The sequence below is a fragment of the Novosphingobium sp. MD-1 genome (assembly GCF_001014975.1).
GTDB lineage: Bacteria > Pseudomonadota > Alphaproteobacteria > Sphingomonadales > Sphingomonadaceae > Novosphingobium.
Genome location: NZ_BBXA01000030.1, coordinates 406308 through 429622 on the forward strand (window position 1 = coordinate 406308; position 23315 = coordinate 429622).

The window sequence follows — 23315 nt, forward strand, 5'->3', positions numbered from 1 at the left end:
CAGGGCGCTGAGACTCGGCGCTCGGCTTGACGCCCAATAGGGTGGGACCAAAGGTGAGCTTGTTCCATTGGGATAGTCTAAGGCTGGGACCGCAGCTAGCTAGGACCGGGATAAACCGCGCTGATAGCGGCTGACAGCCAAGTCGTCGGTTTGGATTGCGGTGCGCTTGCCGTTAATCAGGTCGGCTATGATCTGCCCTGATCCACAGGCCATCGTCCAGCCAAGCGTGCCGTGGCCGGTATTGAGGAACAAATTTGGAATTTTGGTCGGACCGATGATCGGCGTGCCGTCCGGAGTCATTGGCCGGAGGCCGCTCCAGAAGCTGGCACGTCTGAGGTCGCCTGCACTGGGAAACAGCGTGCCGACGCAAAGGTCTAGCGTGTTGCGCCGCGCTTGGGGCAGATTCGAAGAATAGCCTGACAACTCAGCCATGCCGCCGACGCGGATACGGTCGCCCAACCGCGTTATAGCGACCTTGTAACTCTCGTCCATCACAGTCGAAACTGGCGCGCGGCTTTCGTCGACAATTGGGATGGTAGTGGAATAGCCTTTCACCGGATATACCGGCAGACGTAGCCCGAGCGGCAAGAGTAGCAACGGCGAATAGCTGCCAAGTGCGACAAGATAGATGTCGGCACGGATATTGTCCTTATCGGTTTCGACATGGGTAATTCGACCCATGTCGGTGGCGAGGCGACGGATCGTGCAACCAGTGAGAAAGGTGACGCCCTTTGCCTTCGCGAGATCGGCAAGTGCATTGGTAAATTTGAAGCAGTCTCCCGTCTCGTCATTGGGTAAGCGCAGACCGCCCGCGATGCTCTCGCTGCTGTAGGCAAGGCCTGGTTCGGCGGTGATGCAGCCCTGTCGGTCTAGCACTTCGAAGGCAACGCCATCCGAATTGAGCACGGCGATGTCCTTCGCGATCCCGTCGAACTGGTCGTGTTCGCGAAAGAGTTGCAGCGTTCCCCGGCTGCGCTCGTCATATGTAATGCCGGTTTCGTGGCGTAGTTCGATCAGCTTCTCGCGGCTGTATTCTGCGAGTCGAACCATTCGTTTTTTGTTGGTCGCGTAGGCACTATGGGTGCAGTTTCCTAGCATTTCAGCAATCCACCGCAGCATCGCCATATTGGGTTGCGGACGCAAGATCAGCGGCGCATGCTTCATGAATAACCAACGCAGCGCCTTGATCGGTATGCCGGGCGCGGCCCAAGGGGCGGCATAGCCTGGCGAGACCTCACCGGCATTGCCAAAACTCGTTTCAAGAGCGGGGCCGCTCTGACGGTCGATGACGATGACTTCATGGCCGGCTTGAACCAGGTACCACGCAGATGTCACACCGATAACGCCGCTGCCGAGAATGGCGATTTTCATGCCGTCCTACTTTGTTGGGCCAGTGGTGGGCCTCTAAGGACGCTCGGATACCGGAGTCCGACACAGGCTTGGAGCAAGTAGGAAATTTTGCCGGCATTCGCAGCGACATTATCTACGCTCTGGGTTGGGCCGATCGATTCGACCGTGGGCTCGCATTTTAAAAGGGATCCGGGTATTTCACTCAAATCGAGCGAGAGCCTGACGCTTGCTATCGACAAGCGGCAGATCATTGGACCGCCGTGACCGCTAATACCATCCGCGACATGGATAAAGACGTGGTGAGGCCCGTCATTGGAATAGCCCATGAGCTTGGTGACGACGTGAAAAGGGTCGCCAGTGCTTTGCGTAGAGCCGTAGCTGACACCGATGCCGGTGCGAATCTCACTAGTGCGGCCTGAAAGAGTCTGCATAGAGCGCCCTGCGTTAGAAAAGCCTGTGGGCTTGGCGCTACAGAGAGTAACACAAGCGCGGGATTTGGAAGAGATTGGTGGCGATAACATCTTATGTGTTGCTGGCTGGAAATTCCTCCGGAATCCCCCAATATTCCGATAATTATTGGTGAGATTAAGGGAAATAAAGCTGCAGTATGGACATTATAAACTGCCCGGATTGTGCAATCGCGAAATGAATAATATCAGTAATAATAGCATTTATTCAAGCCTTATTAGGGATAAGAATATCGAATTTTATTTCGAACTGTATGAAATCTACTGTGGTTTTTAAAAGTATTATCTTTGTAGCCAGTCCCGTATGATGGCCTCACGGTCGGCATCAGTGAGGGGCGGGTCGTCGCCGTTGCGGGCGGGTGTTACAGAGAAGCGAGGTGCCGGAGCCGCTTGCGCGTCAGAGGTAAAAGTGCCGCGTGCCTGATTGTGGGGATGCAATGGAGCTTCGCTCAAAGACAGAACGGGTGCAAAGCAAGCGTCGCTCCCTTCGAGTAAATCACACCATTGGTCTCGGGTTCGCGTCGCAAAGATATTTTCAAGAGCCTGAGACATCTCCGGCCACGATGCGGTGTCATCTCGACGGTCAAAGAGCGGGTCGATAAGCCCAACCCGCTCCCGAAGCTGCGCCCAGAATTGAGGTTCGATTGCGGCAATGGATACCCAACCCCCATCGGCACAACGGTAGCAGCGATAGTAAGGCGCTGCTCCGTCGAGAAAGTTTGCAGATCGCGCATCGTTCCACTCGCCGCGGGCTTTGAGCCCGTAGAACAAACCCATCAGTGAACTCGCTCCGTCGCTCATTGCGGCATCGACTACCTGGCCTTGTCCAGTCGCCCTCGCGTGGCTTAGCGCCGCGAGCAGGCCCATGACGAGATAGAGTGATCCACCACCGAAATCGCCCACGAGGTTCAAAGGTGGAAGCGGCGGACCCTCGGCCAATCCTATCGCATGAAGCGCTCCCGAGATCGCAATATAATTGAGGTCATGGCCTGCGGCCTGCGCCAATGGTCCATATTGTCCCCAGCCTGTCATACGTCCGTAGACCAGCTTGGAATTGGTCGCGAGCATGGGCTCCGGACCAAGCCCAAGGCGTTCCATCACGCCAGGTCGAAATCCTTCAATCAGAATCTCTGCCTGTCCGATCAGCTCAATGGCCATTTCGCGGTCCGCTGCCTGTTTCATGTCTAGCGCGATTGAGCGTTTGCCGCGTGCCAAGACATATTCAATTGGCGCGTTTGGCCGATCGATTCTGATGACATCAGCCCCCATGTCGGCCAGCAGCATTGCTGCGAATGGTGCAGGACCGATTCCGGAAAATTCGATTACGCGAAGGCCTTTGAGCGGTCCATCACATGTCATGAATGCACACTTCCTTCATGATGACGCATGTTTCGGCTGGGTCACAGAACTACAATCAGACAAGTGAGCTCGGGTCGGCAGGTCGAAGCCGTATCGGTTGTCTGCTGACCTGGCGGCAGAGAGCCTCCAGATCGCCCGGCGGCCCAAAAGTCCCGAAGAGGCGTTACCGATTGAATGCTGGGGAGCACCTCTGTGGGCAAGTCGTGCAAGCCTATTGAACTTGCGCTTGGCTGTCGCCGACAACTGCGATGAAAGCCCAGTCCGCAAGTATCAGATCGACCTTCCGGTTCCCGCCCAGTGTGGTTCCTTCAGCAACCGACGCAGGATCTTGCCAGAGTCTTCCCGTGGCAGGGTGGAGTGGAACTCCACGTGCCGAGGAGCCTTGAAAGCTGCGAGCTTGCTGCGGACAAAGGCTCTAACTTCCCAGGCATCGGGTCCGCCAATGTCGGCGTGCTGAATCGCCGCGCAAACAGCTTCTCCAAACTCCGCGTCGGGTACGCCGAAGACGGCCGCGTCGGCGATTCCCGGATGTGAAAGCAGCACGGCTTCGATCTCCGCTGGGTAGATGTTGACCCCCCCCGAAATGATCATGTCGTTTGCCCGATCGCAGAGGAATAGATAACCATCTTCATCGAGAAACCCGATATCACCTATCGTGATGAAGCCTTCCTGCTCGACTGCATGGCGGTCAGCATCGCGACCGTGGTAGGTAAAGTCCGGGAAACTGGTTGAACGAATATAGACATGACCTGGAGTCCCGGCCGGAATCTCATTGCCCTCGTCGTCGAGAATGCGGATCGCGCAGCCATCCATTGCACGACCGACAGTTCCGGGTTTGCGCAAGGCTTCTTCGGAATTGTGATAAACGGCGCCACCAGTCTCGCTACCGCCGTAGTATTCGTGAATGATCGGCCCCCACCATGCGATCATGGCTTGTTTGATCTCAGGCGGGCAGGGCGCTGCACCGTGCGCCACAAACCGAAGCGATGACAGATCGTATTTCCAACGCACCTCCTCGGGAAGCTTCAGAAGGCGCACGAACATAGTCGGAACCAAGTGGACATGAGTAAGCCGGTGATGCTCGATGAGCGCTAGAAGCTCTTCCGCGTCGAAACGCGGTTGCATTACTACCAACTCACCCACCCGGCCCGCTACCAATGCGTAAGTATTCGGTGCGGCGTGATAAATTGGTCCAGTTATGACTGTACGGATTGTCTGGCCAGGGACAAGACCGAGCGCCGTCGAAATGAGCGCGGCCATGCGCCTGGCCATCTCAGCATCTGCTGGCTCTCGTTTCACACCCTTTGGTTTGCCTGTGGTTCCCGACGTGTAAATCATTCCGAAGCGGGTGATCTGTGGTTCGCCTCGCCATTCCGCATGCTTGTCACGCCAGTTCGCCCATTCATCGACTGTCGAGACCGGACTGCCGTAGGCTTTGGCGACCTCTTGTGGGACAGGACAGACCAGGATCGGCAATGAAAGCGACGAACGGTCGCCGAGAATAGGAAGGAGATCCTCGTGAGCTACAATCACTTTTGCACCACTGTCGCCAACCACGAACAAGGCTTCCTCGCTGCGGAAGTGCCAGTTTACTGGTACGACATTTGCCCCAATAAGGTTTGCTCCAAACGAAATTTCGAAGAAAACCGGATCGTTGCGGAGCAGGATTGCAACAGTGTCACCAGCTCCAATACCCATCTCGGCCAATCCAGTCGCCACCTTGGCAGCGCGCTGGTCGATGGTACTACCGGTGACCATGGTTGATCCACTTATGACGGTTGCAGTCATAGAAGCACGACCTCCGCTTCGCCGGCCAGAGTTTGCACGTCGCCGCCGATCGTGGCCAGGATCTTCAGGCGAGCCCGTCGCTCATTATCCACTTCGAACAACTCGACGACCTCACCGCTGCAGGAAACGACCGCTCCCACAGGGGTAATGGATACAAACCGGGCCTTCCAGGAACGCAACTGGGCTTGGGGTAGCCAACTGGTAAGCAATTGCGCAAGATAGGCCATCGACAGCATGCCGTGTGCAAAGACGTCTTGCATACCGGCGGACCTGGCGAAATCTATATCAACATGAATTGGGTTGTGATCGCCTGAGGCTCCCGCGAATAATGCAAGGGTAGTGCGGGAAATCGGCGGCAGTACGCGCTCTGGCACCCGGGTGCCGACTGCGATCGCTTCGGTTCCATTAGCCATGTCGCACCACCAGGGTTGTCTTGAGCAACGCACATTCGCTTCCCTTCGCATCGGTGATGGTCATGTCGCGCACAATGAATTCCAGCAGTCCGCCCTTTCTTTCATAGGCATCGCTGATCTTCGTTTCGATCGTCAGCTCTTCGCCAGCATAGACCATTCGCCGATACTCAAAGCTTTGTTCTGCATGTAGCACTTTAGCCAGGGGAACCTTCAGGTCATCGAGCCAGAAGGTTTCAGATGGCGCAAGCAAATCGAGCGTGAACAAATAGGTTGGGGGCAAGGGGAGTCCGGGGTGTCCCGCAGCCTTGGCAGCGGACACGTCGCTGTAGACCGGATTGGTCTCGCCCGTGGCCTTCGCGAAGAACCGCAGGGCACCTTCCTCGGCGACAATCGTTCGTTTCGGCCATGTTCTTCCGATTACCGACAGGTCAACCATCTCAAGCAGCCTTGTAAAGGGTAACGACGCAGGCGCCTCCTAAACCGAGGTTATGTTGCAGCCCGACCTTCGCTCCCGCAACCTGACGTTTGTCGGCATCGCCCCGCAATTGCCAGACGAGCTCGCTACACTGCGCGAGGCCCGTGGCACCAAGCGGGTGTCCCTTGGAAAGCAGCCCGCCAGAAGGATTGGTTACAGTCCGACCGCCATACGTGTTGTCTCCGTCGCGGATGAACTTTTCCGCTTCTCCCGGTGCCGCCAGCCCGAGAGCCTCGTAAGTGAGCACCTCGTTGGTCGTGAAGCAATCGTGCAACTCGACCACCGGTACATCCTGGGGGCCGATACCTGCTTTGTCGTATACCTGCAGGGCAGCGTCGCGCGCCATGTTGAACCCGACCGCATCGATCAGGCTGCCATCGCTGAAGGATTGCGCTGGGTCTGTAGTCATAGCTTGCGCGGCGATCTCAACATAGCGACCCGGATTGGCTCGCTTGAACTTCTCGGAAACGATGATCGCAGCCGCCGCTCCGCACGTGGGTGGGCAGCACTGCAGACGGGTGAGAGGGCCAAAGATCGTAGGTGAGGCCATGATCTCATCGGCGGTAAGCGGATCGCGGAAGATCGCGAGAGGATTGTTGATGGCGTGGCGGCGAGCTTTCTCCGCTACGAGAGCAAAGCTTCGGCTCTCAAAGCCTGTGCGCCGTTGATACTCGGCACCGGCTCCGCCAAACAACCGAGCAGCAGGCGGCCTGGTGTTGTCGTCGCCTGGTGCCTGCTCTGCAATCCTGACGTAGTTTTCGAGGATCGAAGGCCGGTCCGTAAACATTACATCCAGCGCACCGGGCATCATTTGTTCAAACCCAACGGCCAAGGCCACATCGACCGCGCCGCTTTCCACGGCCTGGCGCGCAAGGAACAGCGCGGTGGAGCCGGTTGCGCACGCATTGTTGACATTGATAATGGGAATGCCAGTCAAACCGACCGAATAAAGCGCTTTCTGGCCCGAGGTAGAATCGCCATAGACAAAGCCGGCATAGGCCTGTTCGACCTTCGAATAGGCAATTCCCGCGTCGGCAAGAGCCGCGCGTACCGCTTCAGCACCCATCAGATTGTATGTTTCGCTTCGCCCAGGCTTGGTGAAGGGGACCATGGCGACACCGGCAACGTAAACCTTCGACACGAGAACTCTCCTCTGTTCTTTCGGCACATTTATTGACCGACCGGTCGTCAAATGCAAGCACCTTTTGTGGCCGCACGGCAGGCCCAGCGATGCTGAGCTCATTCTTAAGATGGTGCGGGGAACAGGCCCTGACGAAAGGGGGCTCAATCCAATTAGACTAACTGTACAGGCGATCGCGGGCTGTACTCAGCTAAAGCCATCAGGCTACATCGCGGCCAAATTTGAAACGAAGGCGGATTACTTGACAGCCGCGACAACGATGATCTCGACCTTACAACCTGGCCGTGCAAGCCAAGACTGACCTGTAGCGCGCGCAGGGGGAGCGTCGCGATCGATCCAGTTGTCCCAGACGGCGTTCATTTCCTCGAAGTCCGCCATGTCGGCGAGCCAGATGGTCGCGGAAAGCACGTGCGACCTGTCGCTGCCACTCTGCTCGAGCAGGGCATCGATCTTCGTCAGAATGTCTTGGGTCTGGTTGGCCGCAGATTCGCCAGGCACCCCAATCTGACCGGCAAGGTATATCGTACCGTTGTGGATTACGGCCTGGCTCATCCGGGGGCCGCTGTTCAGACGTATAATGCTTGCCATGATGGTTCCTTCTGCTTTTGATTCAATTCCAGTTCCGCGAGGTCAATTGGGCGCGGCAGTCGACTGGTGGCTCTGTTGCCTTGGACAGGCCGCCAAGCGGATGGCGAATTGCCGCCTATCGGTAGTATCACTCGAGCAACAGGTCAGCGCGCCACGCTGGCAGCGCCAGCGCTTCGACGATCGCCGCGTCTGCGACTGCGGTATCGGTTAGCTCGCCTTTATCGATCATGTTTTGGGCTGCGCGGCGAAGTTCGCCGCGATCAGGCCCGATTTTGCGAAACCTCGCCAACGCAATGTCGCGTTCAGGGTGGCGGGCAAGCGCGCGGCTGGCAAAGAAGTATCGACGCAATACACGCGACTGCCGCGAGGCTCTCAGAGTCTCAAACAAGGTGGCTTCAAGGGCCAGTCCAGCCTCAAGTCCGTGTTCCACACCTGCGCGTGCAGCCTCAAGGGTTGCCTGCGGAGCCTGCCATTCGGGATCCAGTGCAGTTTCATAACGACTGATTGCGGCAAGTGCCGCTTTGGCTGGTTCGCCTGCGATGTTGCGAACCGGGCGTTTTGAGAACCTAGGAGCCATCGTCACTGCCATCTGCAGATCGCCTACCGCGTCGACGAAGCCGATTTCCTCCGCTTCCTTCAGGTCAATTGGCTCGGCTCCGATCAGGAGTTTGAGGGCGGCTGGCATGCCGACCAGTCGCGGCAAGAATTGCGTACCTCCAAAGGTTGCCAACAGCCCAAGCTTGACTTCCGGCATGCCAAAAAGTGTGCCCGGCGCCGCAATCCGAAAGTCGGCGCAATAGGCAACAACCATGCCGCCACCCAGCACCATACCGTGCATCACGGCGATCACTGGTTGCGGTGCGAGCCGGCAGGCTTCCTCGAGCTCGAGCAGTCCGGGCGCTCGTACCGGATGTTCTAGTTCGGCAATGTCTGCTCCAGCGATGAAGTTACGTCCCTTGCCAACTATCGCAATTGCCTGCGCCTCACTGCGTCCAGCTTCGGCAACTGCGGCAATGAGCTGACTGCGCGCTGCGTGCGACAAGGCATTGACCGGTGGATTGTCGATCTCGATGCAGGCCACGGGGCCACGCTGAACAAGCGATACAGGGGCAGTCATTGAGCCTCGCAGAATCAAAATGCTATCATCGTTGGATTATCCGAATTCCACCGCCATTATGGTCATGCTTTGAATTTAGGATAGCGTTCGTGATTTCGCTGCTGGGCGATTGAAGCAGCTTGCCTGGTATCAAAAGCTGCCCGGTCGCGCCGCGTCATGGCTATGCATAGTTATCGAGCCTTGGAATGAGCCTGCAGTTCCAGAAAATGCATCATGACCATGTCTCGACACGCAGCCCTGGGCCCGACTGATCCTAATTCAAGGCTGTGAGCAGAAGTGAACGAGGTGATCGGCGCAGCAGAGTTGAAGAGGCGGGCGGCCTCGGTAGGTCTGAAAACCGCACCGCCTCTATCCGATCCCTTCAGGACTTCCGTCCAGAATCGCTAACCTAGGATTCGGGATTACTAGAACTTCAGGCTTGCTCGAACATTCCACATCCGCGGCAGGGACAACTGAACGTTTTGATTTGCCCCTACACCCGGAAAGCCGAAACCGCCCGGACCGATAGAGACCGGAACCTGGTTGTTGAACAGGTTGCTGACATTGAACGCCAGCCGGAAGTTTTTGTCGATCTCGGCTTCGATCGACATGTCGACGGTGTCGCGAGACGGGATCCGCAACGCGGCGCTGTTATCGCGATCCTGGAAGAAGCCATCGACATAGCTGTATTGCGCGCGCCCGCCCAAGGTGAGCCTGTCATTCACAGGCACTCGCAATGTGGCGGTTAGGCTGGCCGTCAGTTTGGGAGAATTCGGAATACGGTTGCCGTCGAAGATCAACGGTGCGCCGCCGGCCGTAGTATCGCGGTAGTCCTTGAATCGCGCGTCAGCGTAGCCGAGGGTTCCGACAACCGTGAACGGCTTGAAGGGACGAACCTTAACTTCCCCTTCGAACCCACGGATTCTCGCGCTCGCAGCATTCGAGACAACCGCGATCAGCGCCCCGCCGCCGCCCAGCACTGGCACAAGTTTCGCGGTCTGGATGTCGCCATAATTTTGCTGGAAGCCGGAGAATGCAAAGCCCAGATCACCGTTAAGCACGTCACCCTTCAAACCAACTTCGTAGTTGGTCAGCTGCTCGCGATTGAACCGCAATTGTTTGAACGAGGTGATCAAGAAGCTTGTGACATTGTCGAGGTTCCAGCCCCCGCTCTTGTATCCGCGCGACACCGTACCGTAGATCGATACGCTTGGCGCAAGCTTGTAGCGCAAGGTAACCAAGGGCGAGAAATCGGTGTCGGAACCAGCATCGGTTTCACGTGGCAGGGTGGGTGCAACGAACGGGAAGCCTTGCTGACGGAAGTCTAGGGTCTGCTTCTCATAGGTCAGTCGTGCCCCGAGCGTCAGCGTCAGGCGCGGTAGCGCCTCCCAATCAGCATTGACGAAGCCGGCGAAGGATTCCGATCCCACCATCCCGCTCGTAGAACCGGTCAGCCCTCTCAAGAATCCCGGGACGTTGGCAATATTGCCAAAAGTGCTCGAGGCGTAACCGTCAACGTCCTGCTTGAAATAGTAAAGACCGCTGACAAAGGAAAATCGAGACCCCATCTTGCCAGCAAGGCGCAACTCTTGGGAGAATTGCCATTGATCCTGCTTCTTCTGGCTGTCCACGACTGCCAATGGGCCGAAGTCGGGGTCATTATTGCGCAACGAGGAGGCGGTCCGGTAGGCGGTAATCGAAGTCAGGGTCAGATCAGTTGAGGTTGACCAGTCTATCTGACCCGAAACACCGAATAGCTCGCGCTTCGCAATCGGGGGGAGGTTAGTGTTGGTCTTGTAGGTGCCAGTGACAGCGCCATATCCGCTGATCGGCTGCGGTACAGGAGCAAGCTGGTCCTCGTTCGTATAATCTGCTGACAGCAAGACCGATACATCGTTGTTTGGCCGCCACAGGGCCTTGATCCGCCCGCCGACGGAATCGATGTCGCCGATATCCTGTCCGTCGAAGACGTTGGTGATATAGCCGCGCCGAGTGGTCCGGAAGCCACCGATGCTGATTGCAAGATTGTCTTCGGCAACGGGGCCGGTCAGGAAGGCAGAAAACCGGCGTTCGTCATAACTGCCAAGCTGCACTGTTGCGTCGCTGCCGAATTCGAATTCGGGCTTGCGAGTGGTGATGCTGATCGCACCAGCGATGGAATTGCGTCCGAACAAAGTCCCTTGTGGGCCTCTGAGGAACTCGACCCGCTCGGTGTCGAACAGTTCCTGGTTGAAGCTGTAAAGCTTACCTTGAACCACGCCGTCGACGTAAACACCAACACCGGAATCAAATCCTGCGTTCACCCGTGACTGGCTGGCGACCCCGCGCACGACGATCAGCGATAGAGAGTCATTCCCGTTACTGATGTTGACCAGATTCGGGACCGAATTGGCCAGGTCGAGCAGTCGCAGGGACGCCTTCGCATCGATATCGCCGGCTCCCAGAGCGCTGATTGACAGCGGCACATCGACAATTCGCTCATCCCGCTTGCGGGCTGTCACGACGATCGCGTTGTCTTTAACCTCCGGCTCGGCTGAAGGCGAATCGGCCTCCTGCGCGAAGGCAGGCATGCTGATCAGCATAGCACTAAGAAAAAACGGGAACTTACGCATCGGCCCCTCTCCCCTTGATTACCTCATTGTCGGCGCGGTGTATCATTAATCGACCGGTCGGGCAATTTATATAATCCGACCGGTCGATAAACACCTTCAGGGGTATGGATCGGATGAATGTGACGCATGAGCACAACTGGAGTCTCGTGAGGTCGCTTTGCCCTGGTGAACTGGGCCGAACCTTTGCCGTGGATGGGATCGGTCCGCTTAGATGGTTGGGCATTTCGACCACAAGACCCAAGGGTCCTGCGGCATACTTGGCCGGGCAAACGCGATCAGGTGAGCTGGCGGAGTCGACTGTCAGGGATCCGCAATTCCGGTTGCATTATCCGTCCGGACGGTTAAAGCATGAACCCACGCTCTGATCACTCGATTTTCTAGGGGCCAAATGACAAGCCAAAAGACGAAATGCAGATTTCGCGACCTTGGGTTAACGATCGGCACGCTGCCGACGGGGCCCTTGAATGCGATTACCGATGTGGCCGGGGTCCGCGTTGGGCACGTAACGCGGATTGCCGACGCACCGCACGTCTTGCGGACCGGAGTCACTGCCATCCAGCCGCTGAACGTGCCCTATTGGCAGGAATCCGTCTTTGCCGGCTTCCATTCCTTCAACGGATTCGGTGAAGTTACCGGTAGTCATTGGATTGCTGAAACTGGTGTGCTCACCTCGCCAATCTGTATGAGCTCGGCTTTTTCGATCGGGGTGCTGCGTGATACGCTGCTGGCCCATCCCAAGCAGAATGGGATTGATGACCGCTGGCATCAGCCAATGGCCGGAGAAACCTTCGATGGCGTACTCAATGACGGCTGGGAAGGGCCGATTACCCGGGCAGACGTCACCGCTGCGCTCGATGGGGCCAGTGGCGGCCGGGTTGCCGAAGGATCGATTGGTGGCGGAACCGGCATGATGACGTTCGAATTCAAGAGCGGAATCGGGACTTCTTCGAGAGTAGCGGCCACCCCATGCGGTAGCTTTACCGTCGGCGCTCTGGTCCAGTCCAATTTTGGCAACCGGTCCGAGCTTACCGTCGATGGTGTTCCGGTCGGTCGGCATATCGGTTATGAAGTCGTGGATAGCCCCCAACGACGCGACCAGGGCTCGATCGTGATTGTGCTCGCAACAGATGCGCCGCTGTTGCCGCCGCAATGCGCAAGACTGGCGCGGCGCGGCGGCATCGGCCTGGGCCGCGTCGGTGGTTTCGGTTCAAATAGATCGGGCGATTTCATAGTCGCCTTTTCGACCGGTAATCGCGTACCCTTTAATGATGTCGCTATTGCAGAGGGTCTTCGCATGCTGCCCAATGAGGCCATGAATCCGCTCTTTCGCGCAGCCTCTGAAGCGGTCGAAGAGGCGATCGTCAATTCCATGACCATGTCGGATTCAATGACTGGAGTGGATGGGACAACTGTGCACGCTCTGCCGACTGACAAGCTCGTCGAAGTTATGCAACGCTATGGCCGCGGGCCCGAGAGCACGTCATGAATTGCGCCGATGTACTAGTAATCGGAGGCGGGATCGCCGGCATGTCAGCTGCCGCGGGGCTGTCAAGAAACGCCCGCGTGGTGGTGCTTGAAGCTGAACTAGCGCTGGGTTATCATTCTTCCGGGCGTAGCGCGACATACTACCATTTCGGCATTGGCAACCGTGCAGTGCGCGCCATGACCGCCTATAGCCGGGAGTTTTTCGAGCAACCGCCAGGCGACTTCTCGGACCAACCATTTTGCAGGCCGACACCAGCGTTGTTCGTAGCTCGCCCGACAATGGTGGAGGCGCTGGCTGGGCTCGAAACCGAGATGCGGCTGTTCACCAACACGATCGAGCGGATCGACGAAAAAGGTATGCTGGCAATGGTGCCAGTACTGAAGACTGGCGGAGAGGGCATAGTCGAAGGAGTGGTCGATTACGGCGGTCGCCGGCTCGATGCCGACCGATTGCTGCAAGCTTATGCCCGAAGGGTCAAGCATGGCAAGGGTGAAACCGTTACCGGAGCCCGCGTCGTGTGCATCGAGTACAAGGCAGGCTTGTGGCAGGTGACAACCGAACGCGGACAGCAATATGCTGCGCCCGTGCTGATCAATGCGGCCGGAGCTTGGGCTGATCATGTGGGACGACTGGCAGGCGTGCGGCAACTTGGCCTTGAGCCCAAGCGGCGAACGGTCATCATGTTTGACCCTCCCCATGGAATCGGGGCCAGCGAATGGCCGTTCGTCAAGGCCGCGGTGGACGATTTCTACATGATCCCGGAATCCGGACGGATTCTGGCGTCGCCAGTGGACGAAGTCGATAGTCCTCCCACCGACGCCCAGCCTGAGGAATATGATCTCGCGTTGGCCGCGTGGAAAGTCGAGGAATATACGACGATGACGGTGCCGAGGATTCAACATCGTTGGGCAGGGCTGCGATCCTTCGTATCCGACCGCGTGCCAACGGCCGGTTTCGCGCCCGACGCCGATGGGTTCTTCTGGCTGGCTGGGCAAGGTGGATACGGATTGCAGACAGCGCCTGCAATGGCAGCAATTGTCTCTGCGCTCGTAACGGGCGGGCCGTGGCCGGAAGGCTTAGCCTCCCTAGGTTTGACACCGGATCAGGTCTTGCCGGATCGTCTGGTGGGTGGGGAGGTCTCGCTATGACCAATGTAATGCGCCGGCTGCTCGGCCGTGATTATCCTGTCGCCGTTGGGGGCGATGGCCCCTATGTCATCGATGGTTCGGGCCGGCGATATCTCGATGCCGCGTCGGGGGCTGGGGTCTCGTGCCTCGGGCACAGCGCCACCCGGGTTGCGGATGCTGTATCCGCCCAGGCGCATATCATGCCCTATCTCTACAACGCCTACTTCACGACGGATGCAGTCGAACGTTTCGCAGAAGCGCTGGTTGCCGCGACGCCGGCCGGGCTCGACTGGGTCTATCCCGGTTCAGGCGGGTCGGAATCGATGGATGGCGCACTCAAGCTCGCGCTTCAGTTTCATAATGAGAACGGTGAACCCGGTCGGACCCGCTTTATCTCCCGGCGCCAAAGCTATCATGGATGTACTATCGGAGCACTCGGCGTTAGCGGGAACCTGATCCGCAGATCGCTCTTCGAGGGTTTTCTACCCCCGCATCATTTTGTCTCGCCTTGCTATGCCTACCGCGAGCAGAGCAGTAGCGAAACTGAAGCTGAATATGTCCGCCGGCTCGCAGACGAGCTGGAACACGCCATCATTCAACTTGGTCCGGAGAACGTCGCCGGATTCGTTGCGGAAACTGTCGTTGGCGCCACTGCGGGATGTATTCCGCCAGTTCCTGGTTATTTCCAGGCGATCCAGGCGGTCTGTCAAAAGTATGGTGTCCTTCTTATCCTCGACGAAATCCTGGCAGGCGCCGGACGCTGCGGAACCTACCTTGCATGCGAACAGGATGGGGTGGTTCCTGACATCGCCGTGGTGGCGAAAGGCCTTGGCGCCGGTTATCAGCCGCTTAGCGCAATCCTCGTCAGCGATCGGATCGTGGCAACCTTGGCTGGGGGGCGAGGATTCTTTTTCCATGGCCATACCTATAACTGTCACGCGACCGCCGCTGCGGCGGGCTGCGCTGTACTGCAGGAAATCGAAGAACAGGACCTCCTTGCCAATGTGCGCCGCCAAGGGAAACTCTTGCGGCAATCCTTGACTGATAAGTTCAACCAGCATCCCCATATTGGCGATGTGCGCGGGCGTGGGCTGCTGCTCGGAATTGAACTTGTCGCCGATCGGGAGAGCAAGGAACCATTCGCTCCTGAGCGAATGGTTTGGAACGCTATCCAGAGCGCGGCGATGGACAGCGGTCTGCTGTGCTATCCGGGGTTCGGGACAGTGGATGGCACGCGAGGTGACCACATCTTGCTTGCTCCCCCGTTCATCATCACCGAAGCGCAGGTGGGCGAAATCGTTGACAAGCTCGCGTTGGCGATCGACCAAGCAATTGCGGGTACGGCCTGATGCGCAGACCACTGATCGGTGTTACGGCTGATGTCGAATTACGAAGTGATGCCCGGCAACTTCATTATTTCGCCAACAAGGCCATGATGAGAGCCTTGTCCAGTGCGGGCGCGTTGCCTGTGATGCTCCCGCACGAGGCCGAGTTCATCGATGACTATCTCGGCGTGCTGGACGGTGTGCTCATTTCCGGCGGCGGGTATCAATTTCCTCACCCCCTTCTTATCGATCCCGCAACTGTTGATCAGGAACCAGTGGAGAAAGTCGCGCGGACACGGTTTGAATTGGCTTTAGTGCAGCGCGCGACGGAGCGGGATCTCCCTCTTCTCGGTATCTGTGGTGGCTTCCAAGTCATGAATGTCGCAGCGGGCGGCACAATCGTTCCTTCACTCAAGTCACTGCGTCCCGAATGGCACATGCATCGTGACGCGGCACCCTATGAGGAAGCTGCACACGAGGTCGTCACCATGCCGGGGAGCCTTCTTAGTGAAATTGTTGGTTGCGACAGCTTCCCGGTCAACAGTCTGCATTCGCAGGGTGTCATCGAGCCTGGAGTCGACGCGAGCACAGCAGCAGTTGCGCCGGATGGTATTGTTGAAGCGATTGAGCGACGGGACCGCCGCTTCTGGATCGCGACGCAGTGGCACCCGGAGTTCCATATTTCGGAAGCTGACGGTTGCCTGTTTGACGCATTCGTCGCCGCAGCGGCTGCTCGGTAGATTTCGGCACCAACCTTATGAGCCTTGGAGCAGGGCGACTGCAGAAGTCAGAGCAGCTTGGGTTACTGGGTCCCGCATTCGTTCAGCCTGAGCCCGGGCCTCTGCCAGTAATCCCGCTTCAGCCTCCTCGGATGCCAGCAGAGCTCTGATAGCGCCATGTGTTCCGCGCGGAACGCCAGCCAGCTTGATCGACAGCTTCTGCACGGAATCGTGAAGTCCATCCGCGGGCACGACAGTTTCAGCAAGGCCCAAGCTAAGGCATTCCTCAGCAGACAGTGAGCCCCCAGTCATTAGCAGGGCGCGCGCGCGCGCCATGCCCACTGCCGCGATCAGGCTGCGGTTGATACCTGTGTCAGGAACTAGACCTAGCCGAGCAAACGGGAAGAGCAGCCGTGCGTTTGAAGACATGACCAGGATATCCGCGAGCAATGCGATGCCCGCGCCCGAACCTGCGGCTGCACCGTCAACAGCAGCGACGATGGCGACCGGAGATCCCGAAATCGCTGCCGCTAGCCGTCCAGTCTGGTCCGCGACGATCGCGGCCATGTCATCGGCAGAGCTGTCAGCAAGAGCATCAAGCGCAGCTCCAGCCGAAAAGATTCCATCCTTCCCCGTCAGGACAATGACCCCTACATCGTTGGTTGCGGCCAGATCGTTGATCAGGTCGGCGATGCGACCTAGGTCAACCGGCCCCAGCGAATTGCCCCGCTCCGGCGATGCAAGGCGTGCGATCGCGATCGGTCCGTCGCGTTCGACCTCGAGCGCGATCGCATACCCTTTGCTCATGCGCCTTCCATAATCTTCTGGAAGGGTGCCATCCCTGCTGCAAAGTCACTTGGTGCCTCTGCGCCAGCAAAATTGACAATCGTCGACCATGCGTCGCGAACCTGTTCCGGCGAGAAATCTTCACCGCCTCCGATCCGTTCGCCTCGGGTACGTTGCCAGCGCAGCTTGCTGACCCACCCGCCGCCTACTTCGAACAAGCTGCCAGTCTCGCTGCAGGTTTCGTGCGCCAGCCAACCGACAAGCGGGCTGACAAGTTCTGCGCGCATCGGTGCGAGCTGTTCAGGAGTCATGACTGTTCGGGTCAGGCGCGAATCCGCCGCCGGTGCAATAGAGTTGACATGAATGTTGCGTGCGCGTCCTTCAACCGCGAGGGCCTGGGTGAAACCGTGGAGCGCAAGCTTGAAAGTACCATAGTTTACCTGGCCGAAGTTGCCATATATCCCAGCGGCCGAAGAAGTATTGATGATCCTGCCGTAGCTCTGGTCGCGCAGTCGCGGCCAGGCGGCATGGACGATCCGGAATGCTCCCAGCAAATGGACGTCATAGAGATCGCTCCAGTCCTGCTCGGTCATCCTGTGAAACCCAACATCACGCAGGAACCCGGCATTGTTGATGATGATGTCAATCTGCCCGAAATGATCGAGCGCCGCTTCAACGAGCCTTGCACCATCGATGACCGAGTCCGTATTGACGACCGCTTCGCCTCCGGCCGCGCGAATCTCCTCGACAACCTTTGCCGCTGGGCCAGCGTCAGTCCCCGCGCCGGCCGCCGACGATCCAAGGTCGTTGACAAGCACACGTGCGCCCCTGCTAGCGAGCATTAGAGCATGTGCCCGGCCTAGGCCTCCGCCAGCACCAGTGACAATGGCAACCCGTCCATCGTAGCGAAGTGTATCAGTCATCAGTCTTCCCTTCGGATCAAAAATTTCTAAGCACCGTAGCGATATTCAAAGTCCGATCATGTGCCCCGTTTGGTTCCCTGCAACGAACGGTGCGACCGCCTGCCGGCCCGCGTAAATGATTAGCAATCTTGCAACACCGGGCTTCTGCCGCGTAAGGTCGGGAGCCATATGCGGCGGGCAACGCCATCGAAGCGAGGCCAGCCCGCATCAGGCTTGAAGCACCGGGCTGCTGCAGGAGATGGCTGCGACCGGCAACAAAGAGAGCCTTGGGATGGAAACCATGCAAGGGTCCTGATTGGCTGGCTCCCGATGTGCCACAGCAATCGGTCAGGTGAGCAAGGGTCTCTCCTCTGAGCGTAATCACGCCGCGTCCTCATTGAACGGGCGGGTGGTATCGTCACGCTTAGCAGCCGGCAGACCCAGCACGCGCTCTGCAATCACGTTACGAAGGATCTCGTCTGTACCGCCAGCAATGCGCATCGCGGCGCCGAAACTCCACGATCTCTCAACGGCTTCCCAGCCATCGCCCAGCGCACTCCCGACCAGCGCTCCTTCCTGTCCGCGCAGGTCAAGCAGCAAATTGGCAATCAACTGCGCCTGGCTGGCTATCACGAGCTTGGTGATCGACTGCTCAGGTCCGGGTAGCTGGCCTCGGCCTAGGTTCGTCAAAGTCCGGTAGGTCAGCAGCTTGAGCCCGCGATCATTCAAGTACGCCTGGGCAATGATATCGCGAACGTGGGGATCATCGCTTGCACGCCCGGTTGATGTCTCGAGGCGTCTACTGATATCGATCAACGTCGATGAATCAATCAGACCGATGTTTGCACCGACATTGAGCCGCTCGAACATGAGCGTCGTCATCGCTCCTGCCCAACCGCCGCCCGGCACGGTCAAGCGAAACTCGTCAGGGATCATAACTCCGGATAGGAAAACTTCGTTGAATTCGACACCACCATCGAGCTGCCGGATCGGTCGCACCTCGACTCCGGGCGCACGCATGTCGATAATGAAGAGCGTCAGCCCGGCGTGCTTGGTTGCACTGGAATCAGTCCTCGCCAGCAAGAGCCCATAGTCTGAGAACTGCGCTCCGGTGGTCCAGACCTTTTGGCCGTCTACAAGCCAGTTTTCTCCGGTTTTCACCGCCTTCGTGCGCAAGGCTGCTAGGTCAGAGCCTGCAGCGGGTTCTGAGAATAGCTGACACCAGATCTCAGCACCGCTGATCGCGCGGGCGACGAACCGCTCTTTGACCTTATCGCTGCCAAGTGCGAGCAAGGTGGGCACGCACATTCCCAGTCCAATTTCGTAGACGCCAAATGGAACGTCGTATCGTTCTTCTTCCTGGCGGAAGATTATCTGCTGGGTGGTTGTCCCGCCGCCTCCACCATACTCGCGCGGAAGCGCGATAGCTGCGTAACCTGCGGCGGCCTTCTTGCTTTGCCATTCGCGGGCTGCCGCCACGAGTGTCGCGTCATCAGGCCAGGCAACTCGTCCTCGACCGCGCGTTACCGGTGCATGCGCGGCAAGCCACTCCCGCGCTTGAGCGCGGAACTGGGCATCGATGGGAGAATCGGCGAAGTCCATCTGCTGGCCTTTCAATGCTTCGTGGTCTCGCCGGCGATCAGCCTGGCGGCCAAACGCGAACGCCACTCGACGGCTGGTCCGTAGCAGGCCGCCAGCGCTCGGGCTCGACGGTAGAATAGGTGCGAGTCTGACTCGAAAGTGAAGCCGTAGCCGCCATGAACCTGCAGCGTTTCCTGTGCGGCAAATAGATAGGCTTCGGTGGCAGAGGCACGAGCCGCGGCAGCGGCAAGCGGTAAATCGACTGCTCCGGTGCCGAGCGACCACGCAGCATACATCGCATGCGCACGTGCGATTTCAATCTTGGTCCAGATGTCGGCCAACTTGTGCTTGATGGCCTGATACGAACCAATGGTTTGCCCAAATGCGCGGCGTTCGCGCGAATAATCAATTGCGCCATTGAGAGCCCTAGAAGCTCCGCCAATCTGTTCGAAGGCAACACAGACAACTGCATGATTGAGCGCGAGATCCGCATCGTCGCCAGTCATTCGGGTGGCTGGAGTATTGCGGAATGTAATACGGCAGAGCTGACGACCCGGGTCCCGGCTTTCTAGCGCCTCCTGTTCGACAGCATTTTCAGCCATGTCGACAAGCCACAGCTGATTGTTGGCTCGGACAATGGCTACTGATGCACCAGTTCCGCCCGAAACAGGTGAAATAACGCCCGTAATGTGATCGTCCTCGACAGCAAGGGCACTATCTGTCGCAACACAGGCTGTCGCTGAACCGCTGGCCAATGCTGGCAGCCAGCGATCCTGTTGCTCAGGCGACCCGCACGATTGGATCAACGGGGTGGCATGATACAATGATGCGGTAGGTATTGCGGCCACCGACCATCCAATTGCTTCTGCAGCCAGGCAAACCGGGAGAGGCCCGAGGCCATTACCACCGAAATCAGTAGATATGCCGCTGGCCAGGATCCCCATCTCACCGAGCAGTTCCCAGGCCGTCACATTGATCTGACCAGTATCGACAGTCTTCCGTGCTGCCTCCAGCGGTGCAGCTTCTTCGAGAGCGCGCCGCAACTGGTCAGCAAGGAGCCGGTAATCTTCGGAAAAATCGAACTCCACCTAGTTGTCCTCACTGCACTAAAGCGCTGAAGCGATATCCTTCGCCCTGAGTCGGACTATCCCATTAATCGAACGGTCGGTCAATGGATGATCTGTCATCCGCCTTGCTCGCAGGCGAGGCGTTCAGGGGTGGGCATGGATTGGCAGAGACCAACCATGACGTTCCAACGGGAGAGATGCCCGGCTTGCCAAAACTGATCGGCTGAGTTCACCGCGCACGATCGAAGAGCACTAAGGGCGGGACTTACTTGAGGCTCTTCTGTTGCCCTTTTAGAACGCAACCTGGGCGCAGACCTGTAGCCGCCCCGTCGTGATAGACGGGCAATCCGCTGACATAGACGCTCTCAACCCCTCTGCTTGGTTGGACCGGGTTTTCGAAGTCGGCTGCGTCGGCAACTGTAGCTGGATCAAGCACAACCAGATCAGCCACCGCGCCAGCTGCAATCACGCCGCGACCAGCCAAACGGAACCGCCGCGCTGGCAAACTTGTCATCCGGCGGATCGCTTCCTCGAAGGGGAACAGACCTTGATCACGCACGTAACGTCCCAGAACGCGAGTGAACGTGCCCCACAGACGGGGGTGAGGACGAATGCTGGTAGTCGTCCCGTCCGAGCCAATCATCGCGTCAGGAGAAGCAAGGATGTGGCGTAGATCATTTTCGTCCATGCAGTAGTAGACCGCGCCGCCGGGTGCTAGCGCAGTAAGTGCCGCCTCGCCGCTCAAACCTAACTCGGCAGCGACCTCATCAAGTTCTCGGCCCGCAGTGTCAGGCTTGACTGCGCTCCAGGTGATCACAACGCGCTTCGACAGGCGATAGAGGTCCAGGTTGAATGAGCTGGCAGCAGCAACGTAAGGGTATACATCGAACCCGACCTCCTGCCGAGTGGAAGCCTCGACAATCCTGCGCAGCGTTTCAGGCGCGCGGCCGAAATTGGCCTCGCCCATGAGCTTGTGATGCGAAATGATCAACGGCATGCCCGCCCGTTCGGCGATCAGCAGTGCCTCATCGATTGCAGCATCGATGGCATCAGCCTCATCGCGCAAGTGGGTCGCGAAGATCCCGCCGTACTCGGCGACGACCTCGGCAATTGCCATTACCTCGTCCATGGGCGCAGCTCTTGCGGGAGGATAGAAGAGCCCTGAGGACATACCAATCGCTCCGGCGGCCATAGCCTCAGCGGCCAACGAGCGCATCGCCATGCGCTCACTTGCGGTTGCTGGACGATCAAGCCTGTCCATCGCCGCGGCGCGAAGGGTAGTATGACCGACAAGCGCAGCGACGTTGACCGCGGGCGGTGCAGCTTCCAGCGTGTCGATGTAGTCGCGAAAACGGGCAAAGCGGAAGTCGGCCTTGGCGGCGACTTCTGCGAAAGGGGCAGGGAGGTCTCCGGAGGCGACGAAGGGGGCGAGGCTCACGCCGCAATTTCCAACGACAACCGTGGTTACCCCCTGACTGACCCGGGGCAGCGCCGAAGGGTCGGCGAACACGAAGTGATCGTCATGGGTATGTACGTCGATGAAGCCAGGACAAAGCGCTTGGCCTGTTATGTCGATCGTCTCGCGTGAACGCCATCGAGAAAGATCTCCGGTTGCGACAATAGTCCCGTCTTCGACAGCCACATCCTGGATCACGCCAGGCGTTCCGGTGCCGTCGATTACAAGCCCGCCGCGGAACAGCAAGTTGCACTGTGGTGAACGCATCATCACATTCCAGCGACAGCAGAAGGCTCGGCCCGGGCCTGGGCCTCGCGCAGAACGCGCAGTACGTTTCCTCCCCAGAACTTTCGGAGGTCTTCTGCCGTGAAGCCGGCCGCCAGCAAGCGCTGGCTGATCTTTGGATAGTCGCTTGCTTCATCGAAGCCATCGATGCCGCCGCCGCCATCGAAATCACCCGATAATCCGACATGATCGATACCGACTAGCGCGACAGCGTGCCGAATCTGAGCGACCAGGTGGTCCAGATCGGCGCGCGGTGCCGGATTTTCACGTTCGATCTTGAGCACAGTGGCGCGCTGCGCGCGAAGCTCGGCGATGGTTGCGGCCGGTTGCCCGAGCAAAGTGCGGGCCGGTGCGCGTCCCGGACTGTTGGGCACGCCGAGATGGCTCGACACGGCATTGATTTGAATGACACCGCGCTTCGCAGCAAGCGCACGAAGCCTCGTGTCGTCGATGTTTCGAGGATTGTCAGCAAGGCTCTTGAGACTGCTGTGGGACAAGATGATCGGTGCGTTAGACAGGGCAAGAATATCGTCCAATGCTTCCGGCGATGCATGCGAAGCGTCAATCAGGATGCCGAGTCGATTGGCCTCTGCTACCCACTGGCGCCCAAGCGGAGAAAGGCCATGCCATTCTGGCCCATTGTCGGGATTTGAGCTGTCCGCCAGATCATTGTTGCCGACGTGGACCGGGCCCATCATCGTTACACCGAGCGCACGGAAGGTGCGCATCAACGACAAATCCTGGCCGATTGGATAACTGTTCTCCATACTCATGAAGACGGCCCGCTTGCCCGATTTGACGATCTTCTCGGCGTCGTCTGCCCGTGTTGCAAGTTGAAAGGCCTCATGGTGTCGCGCGACCATGTCCCGAATTTCAATGGTGCGCATCAATGCTTCATCGCGCGCCACGGTGTAACCTGTCGGGGTTCTCGGGCCTTGCTCGGTGAAGACGACGAAGAAGCCACCATCAAGCCCGCCATCTCGCATGCGCGGGAGGTCAACCTGTGTTCCGTCTACCGAAAGCGAGTGGCGATCCATAATCGACCAGCCGACAACGTGCAGCAATGCAGGTGTGTCGATATGAGTATCGAGCACGATTGCGTCGCGGTGTGCCGACGGCATCGGGGCTCCATTGCGAGCAAATACGACAGAGGATGCCACCAGCGCAGCTGCGCCTAGGATGATTGCACGCTTTCGCATCAGGAAATCCCTCTCTTTGATTGACCGACCGGGCGGAATATGAAACATCGCTTTGCCATCAAATGCGCTGGAAATCCAGCGGTTCGATTGGCT

19 protein-coding genes are annotated in these 23315 nt (G+C 58.4%); 4 read left to right on the forward strand and 15 right to left on the reverse strand.

Going from position 1 to position 23315, the window contains the following annotated elements:
• Nucleotides 1-99 precede the first annotated feature (99 nt).
• The 9 genes from NMD1_RS14955 to NMD1_RS15000 all read right to left on the reverse strand — a co-directional run bounded on the left by NMD1_RS14955 (nt 100) and on the right by NMD1_RS15000 (nt 11289).
• Nucleotides 100-1371: a D-amino acid dehydrogenase gene (locus tag NMD1_RS14955; protein ID WP_125955342.1), complete on the reverse strand. Its 1272-nt coding sequence runs from the start codon at nt 1369-1371 to the stop codon at nt 100-102.
• A 728-nt stretch (nt 1372-2099) separates the two neighbouring features.
• Nucleotides 2100-3176 (reverse strand): CaiB/BaiF CoA-transferase family protein, encoded by a 1077-nt coding sequence (locus tag NMD1_RS14965; protein ID WP_125955344.1) that lies wholly within the window; start codon nt 3174-3176, stop codon nt 2100-2102.
• Nucleotides 3177-3446: 270 nt separating this feature from the next.
• Entirely contained in the window at nt 3447-4964 is a 1518-nt protein-coding gene (locus NMD1_RS14970; protein ID WP_125955345.1) for an AMP-binding protein, read from the reverse strand.
• The gene (locus tag NMD1_RS14975; RefSeq protein WP_118074302.1) at nt 4961-5377 is read right to left on the reverse strand and encodes a MaoC/PaaZ C-terminal domain-containing protein; all 417 of its coding nucleotides are present in this window, start codon (nt 5375-5377) and stop codon (nt 4961-4963) included. The genes NMD1_RS14970 and NMD1_RS14975 overlap by 4 nt, the downstream gene beginning before the upstream one ends.
• Nucleotides 5370-5813 (reverse strand): MaoC family dehydratase N-terminal domain-containing protein, encoded by a 444-nt coding sequence (locus tag NMD1_RS14980; protein ID WP_125955346.1) that lies wholly within the window; start codon nt 5811-5813, stop codon nt 5370-5372. Before NMD1_RS14980 ends, NMD1_RS14975 begins: the two co-directional genes overlap by 8 nt.
• A gap of 1 nt (nt 5814) precedes the next feature.
• Nucleotides 5815-6993 (reverse strand): lipid-transfer protein, encoded by a 1179-nt coding sequence (locus NMD1_RS14985; protein ID WP_233497667.1) that lies wholly within the window; start codon nt 6991-6993, stop codon nt 5815-5817.
• Between the two features lie 237 nt (nt 6994-7230).
• Nucleotides 7231-7581, reverse strand: a complete 351-nt coding sequence (locus NMD1_RS14990) for a RidA family protein (protein ID WP_125955347.1) — start codon at nt 7579-7581, stop codon at nt 7231-7233.
• A gap of 127 nt (nt 7582-7708) precedes the next feature.
• Complete coding sequence (locus NMD1_RS14995; RefSeq protein ID WP_158453974.1) at nt 7709-8662, reverse strand: enoyl-CoA hydratase/isomerase family protein; 954 nt, start codon at nt 8660-8662, stop codon at nt 7709-7711.
• A 440-nt stretch (nt 8663-9102) separates the two neighbouring features.
• A complete protein-coding gene (locus NMD1_RS15000; RefSeq protein ID WP_125955349.1) occupies nt 9103-11289 on the reverse strand; it encodes a TonB-dependent receptor in 2187 nt (728 codons plus the stop codon).
• 388 nt (nt 11290-11677) lie between these two features.
• Between NMD1_RS15000 and NMD1_RS15005 the strand changes: the two genes are divergently transcribed.
• Genes NMD1_RS15005 through NMD1_RS15020 form a run of 4 tightly spaced genes read left to right on the forward strand, consistent with a single transcriptional unit; the run spans nt 11678 to nt 15967 of the window.
• Nucleotides 11678-12775: a P1 family peptidase gene (locus NMD1_RS15005; RefSeq protein ID WP_125955350.1), complete on the forward strand. Its 1098-nt coding sequence runs from the start codon at nt 11678-11680 to the stop codon at nt 12773-12775.
• Nucleotides 12772-13923, forward strand: a complete 1152-nt coding sequence (locus NMD1_RS15010; protein ID WP_118074296.1) for an FAD-binding oxidoreductase — start codon at nt 12772-12774, stop codon at nt 13921-13923. Before NMD1_RS15005 ends, NMD1_RS15010 begins: the two co-directional genes overlap by 4 nt.
• Nucleotides 13920-15251 (forward strand): aspartate aminotransferase family protein, encoded by a 1332-nt coding sequence (locus NMD1_RS15015; protein WP_125955351.1) that lies wholly within the window; start codon nt 13920-13922, stop codon nt 15249-15251. The genes NMD1_RS15010 and NMD1_RS15015 overlap by 4 nt, the downstream gene beginning before the upstream one ends.
• Nucleotides 15251-15967 carry a gamma-glutamyl-gamma-aminobutyrate hydrolase family protein gene (locus NMD1_RS15020; protein ID WP_118074295.1) on the forward strand — a complete coding sequence of 239 codons (717 nt, stop codon included), beginning with the start codon at nt 15251-15253 and terminating at the stop codon, nt 15965-15967. Before NMD1_RS15015 ends, NMD1_RS15020 begins: the two co-directional genes overlap by 1 nt.
• 15 nt (nt 15968-15982) lie before the next feature.
• On the opposite strand, the gene NMD1_RS15025 is transcribed toward NMD1_RS15020, so the two are convergent.
• The 6 genes from NMD1_RS15025 to NMD1_RS15050 all read right to left on the reverse strand — a co-directional run bounded on the left by NMD1_RS15025 (nt 15983) and on the right by NMD1_RS15050 (nt 23270).
• On the reverse strand, nt 15983-16753 hold the full coding sequence (locus tag NMD1_RS15025; RefSeq protein WP_125955352.1) for an enoyl-CoA hydratase/isomerase family protein: 771 nt from the start codon (nt 16751-16753) through the stop codon (nt 15983-15985).
• Entirely contained in the window at nt 16750-17655 is a 906-nt protein-coding gene (locus tag NMD1_RS15030; protein WP_125955353.1) for an SDR family oxidoreductase, read from the reverse strand. Before NMD1_RS15030 ends, NMD1_RS15025 begins: the two co-directional genes overlap by 4 nt.
• 360 nt (nt 17656-18015) lie before the next feature.
• On the reverse strand, nt 18016-19302 hold the full coding sequence (locus tag NMD1_RS15035) for an acyl-CoA dehydrogenase family protein (protein WP_233497669.1): 1287 nt from the start codon (nt 19300-19302) through the stop codon (nt 18016-18018).
• A complete protein-coding gene (locus tag NMD1_RS15040) occupies nt 19248-20303 on the reverse strand; it encodes an acyl-CoA dehydrogenase family protein (RefSeq protein ID WP_118074291.1) in 1056 nt (351 codons plus the stop codon). Before NMD1_RS15040 ends, NMD1_RS15035 begins: the two co-directional genes overlap by 55 nt.
• Nucleotides 20304-20547: 244 nt before the next feature.
• Nucleotides 20548-22008, reverse strand: a complete 1461-nt coding sequence (locus NMD1_RS15045) for an amidohydrolase family protein (protein WP_199558139.1) — start codon at nt 22006-22008, stop codon at nt 20548-20550.
• Nucleotides 22008-23270 (reverse strand): dipeptidase, encoded by a 1263-nt coding sequence (locus tag NMD1_RS15050; RefSeq protein WP_233497671.1) that lies wholly within the window; start codon nt 23268-23270, stop codon nt 22008-22010. Before NMD1_RS15050 ends, NMD1_RS15045 begins: the two co-directional genes overlap by 1 nt.
• Between the last annotated feature and the right edge of the window lie 45 nt (nt 23271-23315).